A 21,750-nucleotide genomic window follows, 5' to 3' on the forward strand; every position below is an offset into this window, starting at 1 on the left:
CCTCACCGCCCCTTGTCCGTGAGGAACTCCAGGCGTCCGTCCTTGACGTCGACCGTGACCCGGCTGCCCTCCGCGATCGTGCCGTCGAGGAGCAGCCGGGACAGGTGGTTGTCGACCTCGCGCTGGATGGTGCGGCGCAGCGGACGCGCGCCGTACTCCGGCTCGAAGCCGCGCTCCGCCAGCCAGTCGACCGCCCGGGCCGTGAACTCGATCGTGACGCCCTGGGCGTGCATCAGGCGGCGGGTCTTCTCCAGCAACAGGTCGGTGATCTGCCTGAGTTGATCTCCCGTCAGCCGACGGAAGACGACGATCTCGTCGATGCGGTTGAGGAACTCCGGGCGGAAGTGGTCGCGCAAGGGGCGCAGGATCTGCTCCCGACGGGCCTCCTCGTCCGCGTCGCTGCCCCCGGGGCCGAAGCCGATGCCGGCGCCGCGTCGGCCGATCGCGTCCGAACCGAGGTTGCTGGTCATGACGATCACCGTGTTGGTGAAGTCGACCGTACGGCCCTGGGAGTCGGTCAGCCGTCCGTCGTCCAGCACCTGCAGCAGGATGTTGAAGACGTCCGGATGGGCCTTCTCCACCTCGTCCAGGAGCAGCAGCGAGTACGGGTGCCTGCGTACGACCTCGGTGAGCTGGCCCGCCTCCTCGTGGCCGACGTATCCGGGCGGGGCGCCGACCAGACGGCTGACGGTGTGGCGCTCCTGGTACTCGCTCATGTCGAGCCGGACCATGCGCTCCTCGCTGCCGAACAGCGCCTCGGCGAGGGCGCGGGCCAGTTCGGTCTTGCCGACGCCGGTCGGGCCGAGGAAGAGGAAGCTGCCGATAGGGCGGTCGGGGCTGGCCAGCCCGGCGCGGGAGCGCAGGACCGCCTCGGCGACCACGCTCACGGCCTCGTCCTGGCCGACGACCCGCTGGTGCAGATGCTCCTCCAGGCCGAGCAGCCGTTCCTTCTCCTCCTGGGTGAGGCTGCTGACCGGGATGCCGGTCTGCCGGGACACCACCTCGGCGATGGCCTCCGCGCTCACCTCCAGCTGACCCTCGTCGGCCTCCCCACCTCCGCTCGCGTCGGCGATCCGCTGCTTCAACCCGCCGATGCGATCACGCAGTTGGGTCGCCTGCTCGTACTGCTCGTCTGCGACGGCCTGGTCCTTGTCCCGGGTCAGCTGCTCGACCTCGCGCTCCAGGGTTCGTACGTCCGTGCCCTTGGTGCGGGCGCGCAGCCGCACCCGGGCGCCCGCCTGGTCGATGAGGTCGATGGCCTTGTCGGGCAGCCGCCGGTCGGTGAGATAGCGGTCGGACATCTCCACGGCGGCGACCAGGGCCTCGTCGCTGTAGCGGACCTGGTGGTGGGCCTCGTAGCGGTCGCGCAGTCCGCGCAGGATCTCGATGGTGTCGGGGACGGACGGCTCGGGGACCAGGATCGGCTGGAAGCGGCGGGCCAGCGCCGCGTCCTTCTCGATCCGCCGGAACTCCTCCAGCGTGGTCGCGCCGACGATGTGCAGCTCCCCGCGGGCCAGCGCCGGTTTGAGGATGTTCCCGGCGTCCATCGCCCCGCCCTCGCCACCGCCGCCTGCACCGACGACGGTGTGCAACTCGTCGATGAAGACGATCAGTTGGTCGGAGTGGGCGCGGATCTCGCCGACGATGTTGTTGAGGCGTTCCTCGAAGTCGCCGCGGTAGCGGGTGCCCGCGACCACACCGGTCAGGTCGAGGGCGACGACCCGGCGCCCGGTCAGCACGTCGGGCACGTCGCCGTCGGCGATCCGCTGGGCGAGCCCCTCCACGATGGCGGTCTTGCCGACACCGGCGTCCCCGATCAGCACCGGGTTGTTCTTGCCGCGCCGGGACAGCACCTCGATGGTCTGCTCGATCTCGTCGTCCCGGCCGATCACCGGGTCGATACGGCCCTGCCGGGCCAGGTCGGTCAGATCGCGGCCGTACTTGTCGAGGGTCGGCGTACCGGTGGAGCGCGGCCGTTCGCCAAGGGACTGCGCCGACTCGGGGGCCTCCGGCGGCAGGTTGGCCGGGGCGAACCGGGCGGAGTTGAGGATGTGCCCGGCGGCCGAGTCCGGGTTCGCGGCCAGGGCGCTGAGCACGTGCTCGGGGCCGATGTAGCCGGTTCCGCTCGCGCGGGCCAGTTCGTGCGCGTCCAGCAGGGCGCGCTTGACGGCCGGGGTGAGTGACAGGGAGGTGGGCGCGGGCGCCTCGTCGGGGGAGCGCTGGGCGGGGCCGGAGCGTTCGTCGATCTCCGACGCCAGCGAGTCGGGGTCCGCGCCGGCCCGGCTGAGCAGGCTGCGGGTCGGCTCGGTCGACAGGGCCGCGCGCAGCAGGTGCTGGGTGTCGAGGTCCCGGCTGCCGTGCTCGGCGGCGTACTGGGCTGCGCCACGGACCAGTTCCCTGGCGGGCTGACTGAGCAGCCGGCCGATGTCTATCTGCCGGGGGCCCTGCCGGGGTCCGCCGAAGAAACGGGCGAAGAACTCGCTGAACGGGTCGTAGCCCTCTGGTCCGCTGAAGCCGCTGGTCATGGCGTTCCCATCCGGCGTCCCTGCGCGGGCCTGGGACGCCCTCGCTGATCGACGCGCCGGGGCCGGGTAACCAGGGCCGCAGCCGGTTACACCTCCGGCGCGCGTCCGTAGAACACCTTCGCACGGATGGGGGGCGGTGGCACCTTCGTCGCCGGCGAAGTACCGCTCGCCCTTTGCGGTTCCGCTCGCCCTGTACCGACGACACGCCGCTCAGGGGCTGCCCAGCCGGTGCACCAGGCGTCTCCGATGATCAGGCGGGGAGGCTAACGGCGCTCGGTCAGGATGCGCGGGCCCGCGTCCATGATCGCCACCGTGTGCTCGACATGGGCCGCGCGGGAGCCGTCGTTCGTGCGCAGGGTCCAGCCGTCCGGCGCCGTGTGCCAGTCGTCCTTGCCGCCGCCGATCAGCATCGGCTCGATGGCGATGGCCATGCCGTGGCGCAGCGGGAAGCCGCGGCCGGGACGGCCCTCGTTCGGCACCCCCGGGTCCTCGTGCATACGACGGCCGATGCCGTGACCGCCGAAGCCGTCCGGGATGCCGTAGCCGGCCGACCTGCACACCCTGCCGATCGCGTGGGCGATGTCGCCGATCCGGTTGCCGACGACCGCCACCTCGACGGCGGCCGCCAGCGCGCGCTCGGCCGTCTCGATCAGCCGCAGGTCCTCGGGGCGAGGGGTGCCCACCGTGAAGCTGATCGCGGAGTCGCCGACCCAGCCGCCCAGTTCGGCACCGCAGTCGAGGGAGACGAGGTCGCCGTCGCGCAGCCGGTAGCCGGTCGGGATGCCGTGCACGATCGCGTCGTTCACCGAGGCGCAGATGACGGCCGGGAAGGGGACGGGGGCGAAGGAGGGGCGGTAGCCGAGGAAGGGGGAGGACGCGCCCGCCTCCCTGAGCACCCCGCGGGCCACCTCGTCCAGCTCCAGCAGGGAAACACCCACCTCGGCGGCTTCCCGTGCGGCCGTCAGGGCGCGCCCGACCACCTGTCCCGCTTCGTACATGGCCTCGATAGCTGTGTCCGTCTTCAGTTCCACCATGCCAATTAATATACCGGCTTATTCGACCGGGTTGAAATGCCGGGATTAGAATGACGGCATGGTGCGCACCCCTCTCACCCCCGAAGAGCGCGAACGCGGCGAGCGGCTCGGCCGGATGCTCCGCGAGGCCCGTGGCGGGCGGAGCATGACGGAGGTCGCGGCCGAGGCCGGGATCTCCGCGGAGACGCTCCGCAAGATCGAGACCGGGCGGGCACCGACCCCGGCCTTCTTCACGGTCGCCGCGCTCGCGCGGGCGCTCGGGCTGTCGATGGACGAACTGGTCGAGCGGTGCGCGCCGGTGCCCGTCTGACGCCTCTCGGTCAAGATCCCGCAATGAGGCGTCCGCGCGCCCGCTGAAAACTTCCCGTAGCAACCCCGTAACACGACTGGTGTTGCCTACGGAAGCGGAGTGCTCCGGTCAGGCGGGAGTTGGGCGATGGCTGTGGATCAACTCCCTGGGCAGCTACGGGAGTTCGCGAACTACCTCAACGGCCTGCTGGCACGCCTCAATCAGGCCGGCGGCTGGTGCGCGGTGTTCTGGCAGCGCGACCCGGACGGCATGCGGGCCTGTCTCGACGGACGTGAAGTGCCACCGTGGGACGTGGTGGAGGCGCTGCTGCAGGATCTCGTCACCGAACGGGGTCCGGCCGCGGTGGCGCCGGAACTGGGGCGGGCCCGCGCGCTGCACGCCGCCGCGCTCACCGCGTACGACGCGCGTCCCGGCGGGCGGGACGCCCTCGGCGACCGGCTGGACGTCATGCTCCGCGAACAGCGCTATGCCGCCGAACGCCAGGCGCAACTGGGCCGTCTGCTGGCCTCCGCGACCACCCGCGAGGAGGCCGACGCCTTCCGCCTCGACCTCGCCTGGGCCCGCGACGACCATGAGCGCGCCACCGCCCGCTGCGCGGAACTCCGGTCCCGGATGGCCGAGTTGGACCGGCAGCTGACGGGCGGCCGGGACACCGCGATGCGCCGGGGACGGCTCGCGGGCGCGATGTACCGCGTGGACGGTGACCGCACACGTCAGGGCGCGCACGCCGGACGCCCCGGTGAAGAGGGAAGCGCCGGCGCCTTCGCGGACGAGGGGCGCGGAGGCGGGTGGGGCGCACAGGACGCCGGTTTCCGGCAGCAGCGCACCGCGCACGATCCCAGGGCCGCCGGCGGCCCGGAGAGCGGCTACGGTCCCGGAACCCCGAGCGCGCGGGAGCACCTGGACCCGCACACCGACGCCGGGTACGCCCCCCGCCCCACGGGCGCGACACGCCCCGTACAGCCCGCTCCGTCCCCAGCGCGACGACCCACTACCGCCACCCAGCACCCGGCCTCGACCTTCGACCGCTCGGCCACGCAGAGCCAGGCCTCTGCCTTCGAGCCGTCCGCGGTACAGCAGCCCGGTGCCGCCGTGCAGGCTCAAACGGCGGGCTTCGAACCATCGGCCTCGCGGCGGCCCGCTCCCGCGTTCGATTCGTCTCCTCTGCGGGATGCTGGTCCCGCCGTGCAGCAGCCGGCCTCGGTCTTCGATCGCCCGGCCGCGCAGCCATCCGCCTCCGCGTTCGACCCGTCCGCCTCCGCCCGACAGGCCCCCGCCGTACAACAGGCGGCCCCCGCCTTCGAGCATCCGGCGTCGTCCGCCCACCCGGCCCCGGACTTCGGCCACACGGCCTCGTCCACCCACTCGGCCCCCGACTTCGGACACCCCGGCCAGTCGACCCGGCCGGGTGCCGCCGCCGAGCCTCCCGTCCGATCGACCCGTCAGGCCTCCACCCCCCAGCCGTCCGCCCCGTCGGATTCCGCCCCCGCGCAGGAACCGCCCTCGCGCAAGCAACGCAAGCGGCGTCGGGGCAGTGCTCGGTTTGCCGGGATGGGGGAGGAGAGCGCGGGGGTCGTCGTGCCGCCCGGTGGTGTGGAGGTGCCGGCCGCCGCGGACGGTGTCGGTGGCCGTACGCCTCGTGGGGCGCGGTTCGCCGGGGGCGTGGAGGAGACGGACGAGGGAGCGGCGGAGGCGGCTGTCGAGGCCGTCGACGCGGCGGCGGCCCGTGACGTCGGTGACGCCGTGGAACGGCTGGTGCGACTGCGGGCCGAGGGGCGCAGCGGCGAGGCGCACGCGCTGCTCGTCGAGATCGCCCACTGGCCGGCCGCCCGGATCCCGCTGCTCGCCGCCGAGCTGCAGCGCGCCGGGCTGGGCGCCGACTGGGCGACGCTGCTGTGGGAGACCGCCTCCCTGCCCGCCGAGCAGCTGGTCGGCGCCGCCGACGCCCTCACGGCGGCCGGCCGTGGCGGAGACGGCGAGCAGATCCTGCGGCAGGGCGTGGCCCGGCCGGCCGGCGAGATCGGACGGGCCGTGCTGGAGCTGGCCGCCGAGGGGCGCCGCCGTGAGGTCCGTGCGCTGCTCGACGCCTACGTCCGCGTCCGCACCCCCGAGGAGGCCGCCCGCAGCGCCGAGCCCGACCCGGCGATCCTCGTGCCGCTGCTGCTGGAAGCGGCGCGGGGCGTCTCGGACGAGCGACACTGGGATCTGGTGCACGCCCTCCGGGTCGCCGGCCTCGCCACCTGACCAACCCCGACGCCACCCCACCCCCCGCCTACGACCTCTCCCACCAGTCGCGGCACTCACCCACCGGAGTGTGAAACGTGATCGACCCCGCGGGTTGACGACGATGGTCTTGGCAAGGCCGTCCCGGAGGCTTACGTTCGTCCCTCTACGGCCTGTTCTACGGGCGTAGAGGCTCTGCGACCCGCCGAAGGAGCAGCTCATGGCCAACGTCGTACGCGCCGCTCTGGTCCAGGCCACCTGGACCGGCGACACCGAGTCCATGGTGGCGAAACACGAGGAGCACGCCCGCGAGGCGGCCCGCCAGGGTGCGAAGATCATCGGTTTCCAGGAGGTCTTCAACGCCCCCTACTTCTGTCAGGTCCAGGAACCCGAGCACTATCGCTGGGCCGAGCCGGTGCCCGACGGGCCGACCGTGAGCCGGATGCGCGAGCTCGCCCGCGAGACCGGCATGGTGGTCGTCGTACCGGTCTTCGAGGTCGAGCAGTCCGGTTTCTACTACAACACCGCGGCCGTGATCGACGCCGACGGCACGGTCCTCGGCAAGTACCGCAAGCACCACATCCCCCAGGTCAAGGGCTTCTGGGAGAAGTACTACTTCAAGCCGGGCAACGTCGGCTGGCCCGTCTTCGACACCGCGGTCGGAAAGGTCGGCGTATACATCTGCTACGACCGCCACTTCCCGGAGGGCTGGCGGCAACTCGGCCTCAACGGCGCCCAGTTGGTCTACAACCCGTCGGCCACCCACCGCGGGCTGTCCTCCCACCTCTGGCGTCTGGAGCAGCCCGCCGCGGCCGTCGCCAACGAGTACTTCGTCGCCGCGATCAACCGCGTCGGCCAGGAGGAGTACGGCGACAACGACTTCTACGGGACGAGTTACTTCGTCGACCCGCGTGGACAGTTCGTGGGTGACGTGGCAAGTGACAGCAAGGAGGAACTCGTGGTCCGTGACCTGGACTTCGACCTGATCGAAGAGGTCAGGCAGCAGTGGGCGTTCTACCGGGACCGCCGGCCGGACGCGTACGAGGGGCTGGTGCAGCCGTGAGCGACCTGTACGCCCGCCACCGGTCCGTCCTGCCCGACTGGCTCGCCCTCTACTACGAGAACCCGCTCGAGATCACCCACGGCGAGGGCCGCCATGTCTGGGACTCGGACGGCAACAGGTACCTCGACTTCTTCGGCGGCATCCTCACCACGATGACGGCGCACGCGCTGCCCGAGGTGACGAAGGCGGTCAGCGAGCAGGCCGGACGGATCCTCCACTCGTCCACGCTGTACCTCAACCGCCCGATGGTCGAACTCGCCGAGCCCATCGCCCAGTTGAGCGGCATCCCGGACGCCCGCGTCTTCTTCACCACCTCCGGCACCGAGGCCAACGACACCGCCCTGCTGCTCGCCACGACCTACCGGCGCAGCAACACGATCCTGGCGATGCGCAACAGCTACCACGGCCGCTCCTTCAGCGCGGTCGGCATCACCGGCAACCGCGGCTGGTCGCCGACCTCGCTGTCCCCGCTGCAGACCCTGTACGTCCACGGCGGCGTCCGCACCCGCGGCCCGTACGCCGCCCTCGACGACGCCGACTTCATCGCGGCCTGCGTCGACGACCTGAAGGACCTGCTCGGCCACACCCGCCCGCCCGCCGCGCTGATCGCCGAACCGATCCAGGGGGTCGGCGGCTTCACCTCGGGTCCGGACGGCCTGTACGCGGCCTTCCGCGAGGTGCTCGCCGAGCGCGGCATCCTGTGGATCGCCGACGAGGTGCAGACCGGCTGGGGCCGTACCGGCGACCACTTCTGGGGCTGGCAGGCGCACGGACAGAGCGGGCCGCCGGACATCCTCACCTTCGCCAAGGGCATCGGCAACGGCAGCTCCATCGGCGGAGTCGTCGCCCGCGCCGACATCATGAACTGCCTTGACGCCAACAGCATCTCGACGTTCGGCGGCACCCAGATCACCATGGCGGCCGGTCTCGCCAACCTCACCTACCTGCTGGAACACGACCTCCAGGGCAACGCCCGGCGCGTCGGCGGGCTGCTCATCGAGCGGCTGCGGACGGTCGCCGCACAGGTTCCGCACGTACGCGAGGTGCGGGGCCGCGGGCTGATGCTCGGCGTCGAGCTGGTGAAACCGGGGACGGACCAGGCCGATCCGGACGCGGCGGCCGCCGTGCTGGAGGCGACCCGCGCCGACGGCCTGCTGATCGGCAAGGGCGGCGGCCACAACACCAGCGCCCTGCGCATCGCCCCGCCCCTGTCCCTCACGGTCGCCGAGGCCGAGGAGGGCGCCGCGATCCTCGAACGCGCTCTGAGGAGCCTCACGTAGCACTGCGCTGAGCAAGGGAACAACGCGATGACCACCACCTTCGGGACCCTGGAGCCGGCGCTGTCCGTGCGGCAGATCCTCATGCTCGAACGGGTTCTCGCCGGGGAGCCCGAGGTGGTGGCCGGGGCGGCCCAGCTCGACCGGCCGGTGCGCTGGGTGCACGTCGCCGAGGCACCCGACGTGGGCGTCATGCTCAGCGGCGGCGAGATGGTCCTCACCACCGGCGTCCTGCTCGCCGGCGACGAGGAGAAGCAGGCCGAGTACATCCGGTCGCTGCACCGCGCCGAGGCGGCGGCCGTGGTCCTCGGGCTCGGACGCGCCTTCCCGGCAGCGCCGGACGTCATGCGCCGGGCCGCCGAGCGGTGCGGGCTGCCGATGGTGGTCCTCCACCGCCCCTTCCCCTTCGCGGAGTTGACCGAGGAGGTGCAGGCCCGGCTGGTACGGCGGAAGTTCGCCGCCGTCAGCCTGTCGGAGTCCGTACGGACGGCCCTGACCGGGCTCATCACCGCGGGCGCCCCGCTGCAACGGCTCCTCGACGAGGTCGCCCAGCACAGCGCCTGTCCCGTGGTCGTCACCAACCTCGCCCACCGCGTCCTCGCCACGGCGGGGGAGCGGCCCGCCGTGGACGACGTGCTGCGCGACTGGGAGCGCATCGCCCGGCAGGCCGGCGGCAGCGAGGGCGACGGCTGGATCCGCGCCGAGCTGGGCGGGCGCGGGGAGCGGTGGGGACGGATCGTGCTGTGCGGGTACCGGGGCGACACCGCCACCGGACGACTCCTCGCCGACCGGGCCGCCGAGGCCCTCGTCCTGCACCGCATGCTCGGCGGCACCGCGGCCCACACCTGGGAGGAGCAGTCGGCGCAGAGCCTGCTGACCGACCTGGTGAGCGGGGTCGTACCGGCGAGGCAGCTGTTGCCGCGTGCGCGGGCCGCCGGGCTCCCCGTCAACCGGCGGACGTTCGTGCCGCTGGTCGTACGGCACGCGGATGTGGCCGGGCTCGACCGGGTGCTGCGGATGGTGGGGCTGCCGGGGCTCGTCGCCGAACTGGCCGACGGGGTCACCGCCGTGCTGCTCAGCCTCGCCCGGGACCAGGACGCCGCGGTGCTCACCGCGAACTTCGCGGCCCGGGTGCGCTCGGAGGCGGCGCGGACGGTGGTGGCCGCCGCCGATCCCCGTATCGCCTGGGACGACGTGCCGGCGGGCCTGCGCGAGGCACAGCACGTCGCCGACGCCGTGGCGGACTCCTCGGCGGTCCTCGACCTCCCGGACGTCGTACGCCTGAAGGACGTCCATCTGCGCGGCCTGGTCCGGCTGCTCAGGGACGATCCGCATGTGCAGTCCTTCGCCGAGCGGGAGCTGGACGGGCTGCTGTGCTCGGCCGACGACGATCTGCTGCCGGTGCTGCGCACCTATCTCGCCACCGGCCGCAACAAGTCCCGCACCGCCCAGCTCCACCATGTCTCCCGGCCCGCGCTCTACCGCCGGCTGGAGGCGATACAGACCCGGCTCGGCGTCGACCTCGACGACTTCGAACAGGCGGCCTCCGTACACATCGCGCTCCTCGCGCATGACGCGCAACAGGGCTGAAACATGCGACGACCTGGGAAAACGGCGGTGAAACATGGGCCCACGACAGAGTGACACCGTGGCACGCCGCACCCCCGCAGACGTGACACCGTGCAACTCAAAGCGCCTTTTCGGACTTCCTAGTCTTCTCGCACACCGAGCGACCGGAGGTCCCGATGAGCAGAGTGATCCGTGCCGCCCTCTTCCAGACCGCGTGGACGGGCGACAAGGAGTCGATGATCGCGGTGCACGAACAGGCGGCCCGGGACGCGGCCGCGCAGGGCGCTCAAGTCCTGTGCTTCCAGGAGCTGTTCTACGGACCCTACTTCTGCCAGGTCCAGGACAAGGCGTTCTACGAGTACGCGGAGGCGATCCCCGACGGCCCGATCGTCAAGCGTTTCCAGGCGCTCGCGAAGGAGCTGGGGATCGTCCTGATCCTGCCGATGTACGAGGAGGAGCAGCCCGGCGTCCTCTACAACACCGCGGCCGTGATCGACGCGGACGGCTCGTACCTCGGCAAGTACCGCAAGCACCACATCCCCCAGGTCCCCGGATTCTGGGAGAAATTCTACTTCCGTCCGGGCAACGCCGGCTGGCCGGTCTTCGACACCGCCGTCGGCCGGATCGGCGTCTACATCTGCTACGACCGCCACTTCCCGGAGGGCTGGCGGGCGCTGGGCCTGGAAGGCGCGGAGATCGTCTTCAACCCGTCGGCCACCTCGCGCGGACTGTCCGCCTACCTCTGGCAGCTGGAGCAGCCGGCCGCGGCCGTCGCCAACGAGTACTTCGTCGGTGCGATCAACCGGGTCGGGGTGGAGGAACTCGGCGACAACGACTTCTACGGGACCTCGTACTTCGTGGACCCCGAGGCCCAGTTCGTCGGCGAGGTGGCCTCCGACAAGGAGACCGAACTCGTCGTCCGCGACCTGGACATGGCCAAGCTGCGCGAGGTGCGCGACCGCTGGCAGTTCTACCGCGACCGCCGTCCCGACGCCTACCCGCCGCTGACCGCACCCTGACCGAACCGTTCACCCAGGCAGGAGAGGGACCATGAGCAGCCGTACCGTCATCCGCGGTGGCCTCGTCATCACCGCGTCCGACGAGATCCACGCCGACGTGCTGATCGAGGACGGCCGCATCGCCGCCCTCGCCGCCTCGGGCACGCCCGCGGCCGAGGCGTTCAGCGCCGAGCGGGTCATCGACGCCACCGGGAAGTACGTGATCCCCGGTGGCGTCGACGCCCACACCCACATGGAGCTCCCCTTCGGCGGCACCTTCGCCTCCGACACCTTCGAGACCGGCACCCGGGCCGCCGCCTGGGGCGGTACCACCACCATCGTCGACTTCGCCGTGCAGAGCGTCGGCCACTCCCTGCGCGAGGGCCTGGACGCCTGGCACGCCAAGGCCGAGGGCAACTGCGCGATCGACTACGGCTTCCACATGATCGTCTCCGATGTGAACCAGGAGACGCTCAAGGAGATGGACCTGCTGGTCGAGGAGGGCGTGACCTCCTTCAAGCAGTTCATGGCCTACCCGGGTGTCTTCTACTCGGACGACGGCCAGATCCTGCGCGCGATGCAGCGCTCCGCCGAGAACGGCGGCCTGATCATGATGCACGCCGAGAACGGCATCGCGATCGACGTGCTCGTCGAGCAGGCGCTGGAGCGCGGGGAGACCGACCCGCGCTACCACGGTGAGGTGCGCAAGGCCCTGCTGGAGGCCGAGGCCACCCACCGCGCGATCAAGCTCGCCCAGGTCGCGGGCGCCCCGCTGTACGTCGTGCACGTCTCGGCGATGGAGGCGGTGGCCGAGTTGGCGCGGGCGCGGGACGAGGGGCTGCCGGTCTTCGGCGAGACCTGCCCGCAGTACCTGTTCCTGTCCACCGACAACCTCGCCGAACCCGACTTCGAGGGCTCGAAGTACGTGTGCAGCACGCCGCTTCGCCCCAAGGAGCACCAGGCGAAGCTCTGGCAGGGCCTCAGGACGAACGACCTCCAGGTCGTCTCCACCGACCACTGCCCCTTCTGCTTCGTGGGCCAGAAGGAGCTGGGCCGCGGGGACTTCTCGAAGATCCCCAACGGTCTGCCGGGCGTCGAGAACCGTATGGACCTGCTCCACCAGGCCGTCGTCGACGGGCACATCAGCCGCCGCCGCTGGATCGAGATGGCCTGCGCCGCCCCCGCCCGGATGTTCGGCCTCTACCCGAAGAAGGGCACCATCGCCCCGGGCGCCGACGCCGACGTCGTGATCTACGACCCCAGCGCCGAGCAGGTGATGTCCGTCGAGACGCACCACATGAACGTCGACTACTCGGCCTACGAGGGCAAGCATGTCACCGGCCGGGTCGAGACGGTGCTCTCGCGCGGCGAAGTCGTCATCAACGAGCGGGAGTACACCGGACGCGCAGGACACGGCGTCTACACCCCGCGCTCCACCTGTCAGTACCTCAACTAGGAGTGGCGCCCATGGACTTCGGACTCGTCCTGCAGACCGACCCGCCGGCCTCGAAGGTCGTCAGCCTGATGAAGCGGGCCGAGCGCAACGGCTTCCGGTACGGCTGGACCTTCGACTCCGCCGTGCTGTGGCAGGAGCCGTTCGTGATCTACAGTCAGATCCTGGCGAACACACAGAAGTTGACCGTGGGTCCGATGGTCACCAACCCCGGTACCCGTACCTGGGAGGTCACCGCCTCCACCTTCGCCACCCTCAACGACATGTTCGGCAACCGCACCGTCTGCGGCATCGGCCGCGGCGACTCCGCGATGCGTGTCGCCGGCCGCAAGCCCAACACGCTGGCCCGGATCAGCGAGGCGATGAAGGTCATCCGGGCCCTCGGCCGGGGCGAGGAGGCCGACCTCGGCGGCACGGTGATCAGGTTCCCGTGGATCAAGCCGGGCGCCGAACTTCCCGTCTGGATGGCCGCTTACGGGCCGAAGGCCCTGAAGATGACCGGCGAGGAGGCCGACGGGTTCATCCTGCAGCTGGCGGACCTGTATCTGACGGAGTACATGGTCAAAGCCGTCAAGGACGCGGCCGTGGCCGCCGGACGTGACCCGTCCGAGGTCAAGATCTGCGTCGCCGCGCCCGCCTACGTCACCGCGGACGACTCGCCCGAGGCCCTCGCCCACGCCCGGGAGCAGTGCCGCTGGTTCGGCGGCATGGTCGGCAACCACGTCGCCGACCTGGTCACCAAGTACGGCGAGCACTCCGCCGCCGTGCCCGACGAACTCACCGACTACATCAAGGCCCGCGAGGGGTACGACTACTCCCACCACGGCCGCGCGGACAACCCCGACACCCAGTTCGTCCCCGACGAGATCGTCGACCGGTTCTGCGTCATCGGCCCGGTCGAGAAGCACATCGAGAAACTGCGGGCGCTGCGCGAGCTGGGCGTCGACCAGTTCGCCGTGTACGACATGCACGACGCCCAGGAGACCGTGATCGACGCGTACGGCGCGGAAGTCATCCCGGCCCTGAACGCCTGACCACGCCCTCCCCTCTCCCCAACCCCTCTCCCCACCCCCCACTCCAGTCCTCCCCTCCCCACCTCCCCGGGGAGGGGACCCGGAGACCCGCACGGCCTTTCCGGATCCGCCCTTCATCGATTGGCCTGCCCATGACCGAGACCGCTCCCACGGCCATACCGCCGACCGCTCAAGTCACCCTCGCCGACGGGCGCGTGGAGATCGCGCCGGGGTCCCCGCCGCCCATCGGGCCGTACGCCAACGAGGACCTGCTTCCGGTTCCGATCGAGAAGCGCACCTGGACCACGTACAACTTCTCCGCGCTGTGGGTCGGCATGGCTCACAACACCGCCTCCTGGACCCTCGCCTCCGGTCTGATCGCCGTCGGCATGGACTGGAAGCAGGCGGTGTTCACCATCGCCCTGGCCAATGTGATCGTGCTGATCCCGATGCTGCTCACCGGGCACGCGGGACCGAAGTACGGCATCCCCTTCCCCGTCTTCGCACGTGCCTCGTTCGGCGTGCGGGGCGCCAACCTCCCGGCCGTCGTACGGGCCTTGGTGGCGTGCGGCTGGTTCGGCATCCAGACCTGGATCGGCGGCGAGGCGATCTACTTCCTCGCCGGGAAGCTGATCGGCGACGGCTGGGCGAACGCCTCCCACGTGGGCGGATACGCCTGGACGATGTGGCTGTCGTTCGCCCTCTTCTGGGTGATGCAGGTCGCCATCATCTACCGGGGCATGGAGACGATCCGCCGCTTCGAGAACTGGGCGGCGCCGTTCGTGATCGTCGGCGCGCTGGTGATGCTGATCTGGATGAGCAACAAGGCGGGCGGGTTCGGCCCGCTGCTGGACCAGCCGTCCAAGCTGGGCTGGGGCGGCGGCTTCTGGAAGCTGTTCTGGCCGTCCCTGATGGGCATGATCGGCTTCTGGTCCACGCTGTCGCTGAACATCCCGGACTTCACCCGGTACGGCAAGTCGCAGAAGGCACAGACCTGGGGACAGGCCCTCGGTCTTCCCACGACGATGACGCTTTTCGCGCTGCTGTCCGTGCTGGTCACCTCCGGTTCGCAGGCCGTGTACGGCCAGACGATCTGGGACCCGGTCCAGCTCGCCGCCAAGACCGACAACGTCCTCGGCCTGCTGTACGCGCTGGTGACCGTGCTGGTGGCGACCCTGTCGGTGAACATCGCGGCCAACCTGGTCTCTCCGGCCTTCGACTTCTCCAACATCGCGCCCAGGAAGATCAGTTTCCGTACCGGCGCCCTCGCGACCTGCGTCCTCGGGGTGCTGATCTTCCCGTGGAAGCTGTACTCCGACCCGCAGGGATACATCTTCACCTGGCTCGGCCTGGTCGGCGGCCTGCTCGGCACGGTGGCCGGCATCCTCATCGCCGACTACTGGATCCTGCGCCGCGGCAAGCTGGACCTCGTCGACCTGTACCGCTCCGGCGGCCGTTACTGGTACGAGGGCGGCTGGAACTGGCGGGCGGTCGTGGCCTTCGCGGCGGGCGGCGTCCTCGCGATCGGCGGCGCGAGCTTCAAACCGCTGATCGACGGACGGCCCATCCCCGCGCTGCGGTCCCTCGCGGACTACGGCTGGGCGGTCGGCCTCGGCACCTCGATGGTGGTGTACCTGGCGCTGATGCTGCTGCGCGGAAGGGACCGCCTGGAAGGCTGAGTGAGCCTCCGAGGGGCAGCCGGTCTACCGGCTGCCCTTCAGCGCCGTCACCGCGTCCCGCGCCGCCTTGATGGCACCCTTGTTGATCACGTCGGTGCTGGGCGCCTTCTTGGTCTCGAAATCACTGCCGTTGTAGGTGGTGACGACCAGCACATTGGACGCACGGGCGATGACGACACCCTCGCGCGTCTGCTGCTTGTCCTGGGTGGTGAGGTTCACCACGGAGTAGGCCGAGTCGCCGAGTCCGGGGACGGCGCCTCCGCCGCTCTTCTCCGTCAGCCGTTGCTGGTACTCCTTCTGCGCCGCCGCGTCCGAGTCCATGACTTCGAAGGAGACGTCGAGCCAGCGGTAGTCGTACCCCTTGAGCGCGTTCCAGGAGCAGGTGCGGCGCAGCTTGGCGTCCGTCGACTGGATCTCCTTGCCGGCCGTCTTGGCGCCCGGCACCAGGGACTTGATCGTCGCGACGGAGACGCTGCCGCACGGGGCCGGTGCGGCGGCGTACGACGCGGCCTCGGCCGTCGACGACGGCGCGGTGGGCGACTGCGTGCTGGTCTTCTGTCCCTCGTCGTGCTGGTCGGCCGGTGTCGCGGGGCTCGACGTCAGCGCCCAGCCGACCGCGGCGAGCACGACGACGGGGGACAGGCGCGCGGTCAGAGCGAGCGGCAGGGGAAGTTCACGCACGGACACACTTCTCTGTGGGGGAGGCGGTGCGGTGGGGTCCGCACTGCGGACGGGGCGCCAGTCTCACATGAGTCCCTGTGAGACGGAAGTGCGAACTCGTACCGTACCTGTGCGATCACCCTCGGCGCGTGCTGCCGGCTTCGGCCAGTGCGCTCTCGATGCGGTCCACGGCCGTGAAGGCGCCGTACGCGACGAGGTGCACCAGGCAGTGGTCGGTGTGCTCGGGACGGCGCCAGGCGGCCACGTCCTCGTCGGTACCCCGCCGCCCCGCGCCCCGAGGGCGGCTTCGCGGTGCCGGCCCGGCTGCCGGTGGGGGAGGCGGGATGATCAGGGTCGCCCTGGTCGACGACCAGGCGCTGATGCGGGCCGGGTTCCGGGCGCTGCTCGACGCCGAGGACGGCATCGAGGTGGTCGGGGAGGCGGCGGACGGGGAACGGGGCCTGGCGCTGGTGCGCGCGCGGGTGCCGGACGTGGCGCTGATCGACGTCCAGATGCCGGTGATGACGGGCATCGAGGCCACCCGGCGCATCGCCGCCGACCCCGCCCTGGCCGGCGTACGCGTCGTCATCCTCACCAACTACGGCCTGGACGAGTACGTCTTCGAGGCCCTGCGCGCCGGTGCGAGCGGCTTCCTGCTCAAGGACACCGAACCGGCCGACCTCCTCCAGGCCATCGAGGTCGTGGCGCGCGGCGAGGCCCTGCTCTCCCCGTCCGTCACCCGCACCCTCATCGGCGAGTTCGTCGCCCGTCCCCCGGACCGTGCGACGGCGCCCGCCCTCGACTGTCTCACCCCCCCCGGGAACGCGAGGGGACGGCGCTCGCCGCCCGGGGCCTGACCAACGAGGAGATCGCCGCCCACATGGTCATCAGCCCGCTGACGGCCAATACCCACATCAGCCGGGCGATGACCAAGCTCGGCGCCCGGGACCGGGCCCAACTCGTCGTGTTCGCCTACGAGTCGGGGCTGGTGGTGGCGCGCGGCGGATAACCCGTTGCGGCAGCCGCGGGCCGATCAGCAGGCTGGGGCGATGACCGAGACGACACGCCCCCACGCCCCGGCCCTCCACGAGGACATCCTCGCCTACTACGCCCGCGGCAAGGAGGACGGCCGCCTCAGGGACGGCGGCGCCCCGTCCGGCCGGCTGGAGTTCTGGCGCACGCAGGACGTCCTGCGGCGGATCCTGCCCGCGGCCCCCGCGCGCCTGCTGGACGTCGGCGGGGGCAGCGGGGTGCACGCGGAGTGGCTGGTGCGGGACGGCTACGAGGTCGAACTCGTCGATCCCGTACCGCTGCACGTGGAGCAGGCCTCCCGGCTGCCCGGGGTCACCGCCCGGTCCGGGGACGCGCGGTCGCTGCCGGACGAGGACGCCACGTACGACGCGGTGCTGCTGCTCGGCCCGCTCTACCACCTGACCGAACGCGCCGACAGGGTAAGGGCGTTGGCCGAGGCGCGGCGAGTGGTCAGGCCGGGCGGACCGGTCGTCGCGGCCACCATCAACCGGTACGCGGGACTGCACGACCTGCTCCGGGAGGAGCGCTACTTCGAGCCCCTCCAGCGGGCCCGCACCGACGCGGCGAGCACCGACGGCCGGCACCGCTCCGGAGGCGGTCTGTTCACCGAGGCCTACTTCGCCCAACCAGCCGAGGTACCGGGCGAGTTCGGCGACGCCGGCCTCGCCCCGGAGGGCCAGTACGGGCTGGAGGGCGTCGCCTGGCTCATGGGCGGGATCGAGGACTGGCTGGACGACCCGGAGCGCCGCGAGGTGGTCCTGGCGGCGACGCGGCGCATCGAGTCGGAGCCGACCCTGCTGGGCGCGAGCGGTCACCTGCTCACGGTCGGGCGTCGCCGGCCATGAGCAGGTGTCCGTGCGGGGTCAGGCCGCCGTGCCGCCCGCGTAGTCGCTGTTGAACGTCGTCTCGACGGTCGTGGCCACGGACTGCGCCACCCCGGTGCCGGTGAGGATGATCCCCAACTCGCGGTTGCTGGAGAGGGAGTTGCTGCTGATGTTCATGGAGCCCGCCTCCACCTCCTGGGTGGACAGCCCGTAGTCGGCGACCATGGCCTTGGCGTGGATGTAGAAGCCGTTGGGGTCGGAGTAGCCGACGACGGTGCCGCCCGCCGCCTTGATCTCGGAGACCTCGCTCGCGTAGTCGCCCGGCGTCTCCAGGACGACCCGCACCTTCACCCCCGCCTTCGCCCGCGCGGCGATGGCGTCGACCACCGTGCTGTCGCTGAACTCCAGTTCCTCGACGTCGAGCGTCTTCGTCGCCGCGTTGATCACCGACAGCAGCCGGCTGCGCGAGTCGGTCGGCGACCAGAGCAGGTGATCGCCGTCGGTCGGGATGATCGAGGTCCCCGCGTAGTCCGCGTTGAAGACCTTCTCGATCGCGGCGACGTCCCGGGTGTCGTCGGTGAAGACGCCGTAGTCACGGCCAGTCGCGTAGTACTGGGAGGTCAGGTTGCCGGTCAGGACCAGTGACTTGGTGCCGTCCACCGTGATCGTCTTCTGGTGGGTGTAGACGAAGCCGGAGGGCGACCACACCACTCCCACACCCGCGTTGGTCAGCGCCGTGTACGCGGAGTTGTTCGCGGTCTTGTGCTGGCGGTCCAGGATCACCCGCACCGTGACGCCCTTGTTCTTCAGGGCTATGAGGTCGCCCACGGCCGTGGAGTCCTCGAGTTCGTACATCGTCATGTCGAGGGACGTGGTGGCCGAGTCGATGAAGTCGTAGATCGTCGGCTCACTGGCGGAGAGCGAGAAGGCGAAGGCGGAGTAGCTCGCGGCGTTCGCGGGGACGGCGGTGGCGATCACGGCGGCGCCGGCCGCCAGGGCCACACCCGCACGCCCGAAGACCTTCCACAACATGTCTGACTCCTGGTCGAGTTGATGCCCACGTGGGGGGTGGCAGGCGTGAGCATGACACCACGCGCGTAGAACGCGTGGGTGTGGGGCGGCTCATGAAGTGCCCGGGGGATCGCAAAATCTTCGTAGGCGCCTCGGACGGGTAGGGGCAGTCCCACAGCGAACCGAGAGGTGAGACATGCGCTTCCGCACCCGGCCGACCCTTCAGGGCACCTTCGGGATGGTCTCCTCCACCCACTGGCTGGCCTCGCAGTCGGCGATGGCCGTACTGGAGGACGGCGGCAACGCCTATGACGCCGCCGTCGCGGGCGCGTTCGTGCTGCACGTCGTCGAGCCGCACCTCAACGGCCCCGCGGGCGAGGTCCCGATCCTGCTCGCGCCGTCCGGCGGCGAGGTACGGGTGCTGTGCGGACAGGGCGTGGCCCCGGCCGGGGCGAGTGTCGCGCACTACCGGGGGCTCGGTCTGGACCTCGTACCCGGCACCGGCCCCCTCGCCGCCGCCGTGCCCGGCGCCTTCGACGCCTGGATGCTCCTGCTCCGCGACCACGGCACCAAGCCCCTCGCGGACGTCCTCGGGTACGCCGTCGGGTACGCCGAGCACGGGCACGCGCCCGTGGAGAACGTCGGCGCGACCGTCGAGACGGTACGGAAGCTGTTCGAGACGGAATGGACCTCGTCGGCGGAGCTCTACCTGCCCGGCGGAAAGGCTCCCCGCCCCGGTCGGCTGCTGCGCAACCCCGCTCTCGCCGCCACCTGGAAGCGTCTGATCGCCGAGACCGCCGGCGCCGGGGACCGGGTCGCGCAGATCGAGGCGGCGCGCGAGGTGTGGCGCTCCGGCTTCATCGCCGAGGCGCTGGTACGGCAGTCCGGGCGCCCCGCCCTCGACACCAGCGGCGAGCGCCACACCGGCACCCTGACGGCGGCCGACCTCTCCGGCTGGTCGGCGACCTACGAGGCCCCGGTGACGTACGACTGGAACGGCTGGACCGTGTGCAAGGCCGGCCCCTGGAGCCAGGGACCGGCACTGCTCCAGCAGTTGGCGCTGCTGCCGCCCGAGCTGCCCGCGTACGGCTCCGCCGACTACGTCCACCTGCTGGTCGAGGGCTGCAAGCTCGCCATGGCCGACCGTGAGGCCTGGTACGGGGACGCCGCCGAGGTGCCACTGGAAGACCTCCTGTCGGCCGGCTACAACGCGGCCCGTCGCGCCCTCGTCGGCGACAAGGCCTCCTGCGAACTGCGCCCCGGCAGCCCCGGAGGCCGCATCCCGCGGCTCAGCGCACACGCGCACACGGTCATCGCCGACGAGCCCGGCTTCAGCCCGATGGGTGCCGGTGAACCTACCGTCGCCGAACCGCCGACGTCCCCGGTGCCTGGGGAGCCGGAGACCGGTGCCGACGGCGCCGCCCGCGGCGACACCTGCCACATAGACGTCGTCGACCGCTGGGGCAACATGGTCGCCGCCACCCCGAGCGGCGGCTGGCTCCAGTCCAACCCGGTCGTGCCCGAACTGGGCTTCCCGCTCGGCACCCGGCTCCAGATGACCTGGCTGGAGGACGGTCTGCCCAACTCCCTCACCCCGGGCCGCCGTCCCCGCACCACCCTCACGCCCTCCCTCGCCCTGCGCGACGGTGTCCCGGTGCTGGCCTTCGGCACCCCCGGCGGCGACCAGCAGGACCAGTGGCAGCTGCACTTCTTCCTGGCCCTCGCCCTGCTCCCGCCCGTCCGCGGCGGCCTCGACCTCCAGGGCGCGATCGACGCCCCGAACTGGCACAACGACAGCTTCCCCGGCTCCTTCCATCCGCGCGGTCGGCGGCCGGGCAGCGTCACGGTCGAGTCCCGCGTCGGTGCGGACGTCGTCGAGGAGCTACGGCGGCGCGGTCACCGGGTGACCGTCGGCGACCCCTGGTCGGAGGGCCGCCTGTGCGCGGTGGCCCGGGACCCGGAGACGGGCGTGCTGTCGGCGGCCGCCAACCCGCGCGGGATGCAGGGATACGCGGCCGGCCGCTAGGAGCCGCGGCTCGCGCACCCCGAGTTCATCCCGATTCCACCGGGTATCCACCCGGCGGGCGGGCGTTGTCAGTGACGCATGGTCTCATGGAGGCATGATCGTAGACACGGAAACCATCGACGAGTTTCTCGCCCGACGCTCGGCCGACGTGGAGGAGGCGGTCCGCACGGCCGCCGCGGCCGAGATCATGCCCCGCTTCCGCCGCCTGGCCGCCCACGAGATCGACCAGAAGGCGGGACCGCACGACCTGGTCACCGACGCCGACCGCCTCGCCGAGCGCTACCTCACCGACACCCTCGGCGCCCTGCTGCCCGGCTCCGTCGTGGTCGGCGAGGAGGCGGTGCACGCCAACCCGGCGACCTACGAGGCGATCCAGGGCGACGCCCCGGTGTGGATCGTCGACCCGGTCGACGGCACGCGCCAGTTCGTGCGCGGCGAGACCGGGTTCTGCACGCTGGTCGCGCTCGCGCGCCGCGGAGTGGTCCTCGCCTCCTGGACGTACGCGCCGGCCCGCGGCCACCTTGCCGTCGCCGTCAGGGGCCGGGGCGCCTTCCTCGACGGCGAGCGCCTGTACGCCGGCTCGCCCGCCCCCGGCCGGGACCTCGAAGTGGCCACCTCCCACCCGGACTACACGACGGACGAGCAGAAGCACGCCCTGCTCGGCCTGTGGACCGACGGCGTCGCCCCCCGCGCCTGCGGCTCGGCGGGCCTCGAGTACCTCGCCGTCGCCCGCGGAGAGCTCGACGCGACGGCCTTCTCCTGGGAGGCCGCCTGGGACCACGCGGCGGGCATCCTCCTCGCCGAGGAGGCGGGCGGCGCCCACCTGACACTCTCCGGGGAGCCGTTCCGCATAACCGGCGGCAACACCCTCCCCTTCACCACGGCCCGGGACGAGGCGACGGCCCGCAAGGTGGTGGGACTTCTGCGGCAGGGACCCGCGTGACCGGCCTCGGCGGCAGCGGGCACCGGCATCCCCCGCCCGCACCCCCAGGTGTCGTACCCCCGGCATATCCTGACCCCCAGGCCATCGGTTGACGAAGGGGTCCGAAGGTG

Annotated in this window: 17 protein-coding genes and 1 pseudogene; 13 read left to right on the top strand and 5 right to left on the bottom strand. The window is 71.5% G+C overall.

The window, feature by feature from the left end:
- Window positions 1-2 precede the first annotated feature (2 nt).
- Both ABZ453_RS20845 and map read right to left on the bottom strand, forming a co-directional pair.
- The gene (locus tag ABZ453_RS20845) at window positions 3-2,525 is read right to left on the bottom strand and encodes an ATP-dependent Clp protease ATP-binding subunit (RefSeq protein ID WP_359016413.1); all 2,523 of its coding nucleotides are present in this window, start codon (window positions 2,523-2,525) and stop codon (window positions 3-5) included.
- A 263-nt stretch (window positions 2,526-2,788) separates the two neighbouring features.
- Complete coding sequence (gene map / locus ABZ453_RS20850; RefSeq protein WP_359016414.1) at window positions 2,789-3,559, bottom strand: type I methionyl aminopeptidase; 771 nt, start codon at window positions 3,557-3,559, stop codon at window positions 2,789-2,791.
- A 58-nt stretch (window positions 3,560-3,617) separates the two neighbouring features.
- Between map and ABZ453_RS20855 the strand changes: the two genes are divergently transcribed.
- The 9 genes from ABZ453_RS20855 (at window position 3,618) to ABZ453_RS20895 (ending at window position 15,144) form a co-directional block, all read left to right on the top strand.
- Window positions 3,618-3,869: a helix-turn-helix transcriptional regulator gene (locus tag ABZ453_RS20855; RefSeq protein ID WP_359016415.1), complete on the top strand. Its 252-nt coding sequence runs from the start codon at window positions 3,618-3,620 to the stop codon at window positions 3,867-3,869.
- Between the two features lie 126 nt (window positions 3,870-3,995).
- A complete protein-coding gene (locus tag ABZ453_RS20860) occupies window positions 3,996-6,113 on the top strand; it encodes a hypothetical protein (RefSeq protein ID WP_359016416.1) in 2,118 nt (705 codons plus the stop codon).
- 199 nt (window positions 6,114-6,312) lie between these two features.
- Window positions 6,313-7,155, top strand: a complete 843-nt coding sequence (locus ABZ453_RS20865; RefSeq protein WP_359016417.1) for a nitrilase-related carbon-nitrogen hydrolase — start codon at window positions 6,313-6,315, stop codon at window positions 7,153-7,155.
- Window positions 7,152-8,435: an aspartate aminotransferase family protein gene (locus ABZ453_RS20870; protein ID WP_359016418.1), complete on the top strand. Its 1,284-nt coding sequence runs from the start codon at window positions 7,152-7,154 to the stop codon at window positions 8,433-8,435. Before ABZ453_RS20865 ends, ABZ453_RS20870 begins: the two co-directional genes overlap by 4 nt.
- 27 nt (window positions 8,436-8,462) lie before the next feature.
- On the top strand, window positions 8,463-10,022 hold the full coding sequence (locus ABZ453_RS20875) for a PucR family transcriptional regulator (RefSeq protein ID WP_359016419.1): 1,560 nt from the start codon (window positions 8,463-8,465) through the stop codon (window positions 10,020-10,022).
- Window positions 10,023-10,177: 155 nt separating this feature from the next.
- Window positions 10,178-11,020, top strand: coding sequence for a nitrilase-related carbon-nitrogen hydrolase (locus ABZ453_RS20880; protein WP_208785300.1), 843 nt, complete (start codon window positions 10,178-10,180; stop codon window positions 11,018-11,020).
- A gap of 31 nt (window positions 11,021-11,051) precedes the next feature.
- Window positions 11,052-12,455 carry a dihydropyrimidinase gene (hydA, locus tag ABZ453_RS20885; RefSeq protein ID WP_359016420.1) on the top strand — a complete coding sequence of 468 codons (1,404 nt, stop codon included), beginning with the start codon at window positions 11,052-11,054 and terminating at the stop codon, window positions 12,453-12,455.
- Between the two features lie 11 nt (window positions 12,456-12,466).
- Entirely contained in the window at window positions 12,467-13,486 is a 1,020-nt protein-coding gene (locus ABZ453_RS20890) for a TIGR03842 family LLM class F420-dependent oxidoreductase (protein ID WP_359016421.1), read from the top strand.
- Window positions 13,487-13,617: 131 nt separating this feature from the next.
- Window positions 13,618-15,144: an NCS1 family nucleobase:cation symporter-1 gene (locus ABZ453_RS20895; RefSeq protein ID WP_359016422.1), complete on the top strand. Its 1,527-nt coding sequence runs from the start codon at window positions 13,618-13,620 to the stop codon at window positions 15,142-15,144.
- A gap of 24 nt (window positions 15,145-15,168) precedes the next feature.
- Here ABZ453_RS20895 and ABZ453_RS20900 read toward each other — a convergent pair whose 3' ends face one another.
- Window positions 15,169-15,825, bottom strand: coding sequence for a hypothetical protein (locus ABZ453_RS20900; protein WP_359016423.1), 657 nt, complete (start codon window positions 15,823-15,825; stop codon window positions 15,169-15,171).
- 115 nt (window positions 15,826-15,940) lie between these two features.
- A complete protein-coding gene (locus ABZ453_RS20905) occupies window positions 15,941-16,069 on the bottom strand; it encodes a hypothetical protein (RefSeq protein ID WP_359016554.1) in 129 nt (42 codons plus the stop codon).
- Between the two features lie 79 nt (window positions 16,070-16,148).
- Between ABZ453_RS20905 and ABZ453_RS20910 the strand changes: the two are divergent.
- Both ABZ453_RS20910 and ABZ453_RS20915 read left to right on the top strand, forming a co-directional pair.
- Window positions 16,149-16,813, top strand: a pseudogene (locus ABZ453_RS20910) (response regulator transcription factor).
- A 40-nt stretch (window positions 16,814-16,853) separates the two neighbouring features.
- Complete coding sequence (locus ABZ453_RS20915) at window positions 16,854-17,681, top strand: class I SAM-dependent methyltransferase (protein WP_359016424.1); 828 nt, start codon at window positions 16,854-16,856, stop codon at window positions 17,679-17,681.
- Between the two features lie 18 nt (window positions 17,682-17,699).
- On the opposite strand, the gene ABZ453_RS20920 is transcribed toward ABZ453_RS20915, so the two are convergent.
- Entirely contained in the window at window positions 17,700-18,692 is a 993-nt protein-coding gene (locus ABZ453_RS20920; protein WP_359016425.1) for a phospholipase D-like domain-containing protein, read from the bottom strand.
- A gap of 175 nt (window positions 18,693-18,867) precedes the next feature.
- On the opposite strand from ABZ453_RS20920, the gene ABZ453_RS20925 reads away from it, so the two are divergent.
- Both ABZ453_RS20925 and ABZ453_RS20930 read left to right on the top strand, forming a co-directional pair.
- Complete coding sequence (locus ABZ453_RS20925) at window positions 18,868-20,697, top strand: gamma-glutamyltransferase (protein ID WP_359016426.1); 1,830 nt, start codon at window positions 18,868-18,870, stop codon at window positions 20,695-20,697.
- Between the two features lie 94 nt (window positions 20,698-20,791).
- Window positions 20,792-21,640: an inositol monophosphatase family protein gene (locus tag ABZ453_RS20930; RefSeq protein WP_359016427.1), complete on the top strand. Its 849-nt coding sequence runs from the start codon at window positions 20,792-20,794 to the stop codon at window positions 21,638-21,640.
- The last annotated feature ends 110 nt before the right edge of the window (window positions 21,641-21,750 follow it).

The organism is Streptomyces sp. NPDC005799 (assembly GCF_040630525.1).
GTDB lineage: Bacteria > Actinomycetota > Actinomycetes > Streptomycetales > Streptomycetaceae > Streptomyces > Streptomyces griseorubiginosus_B.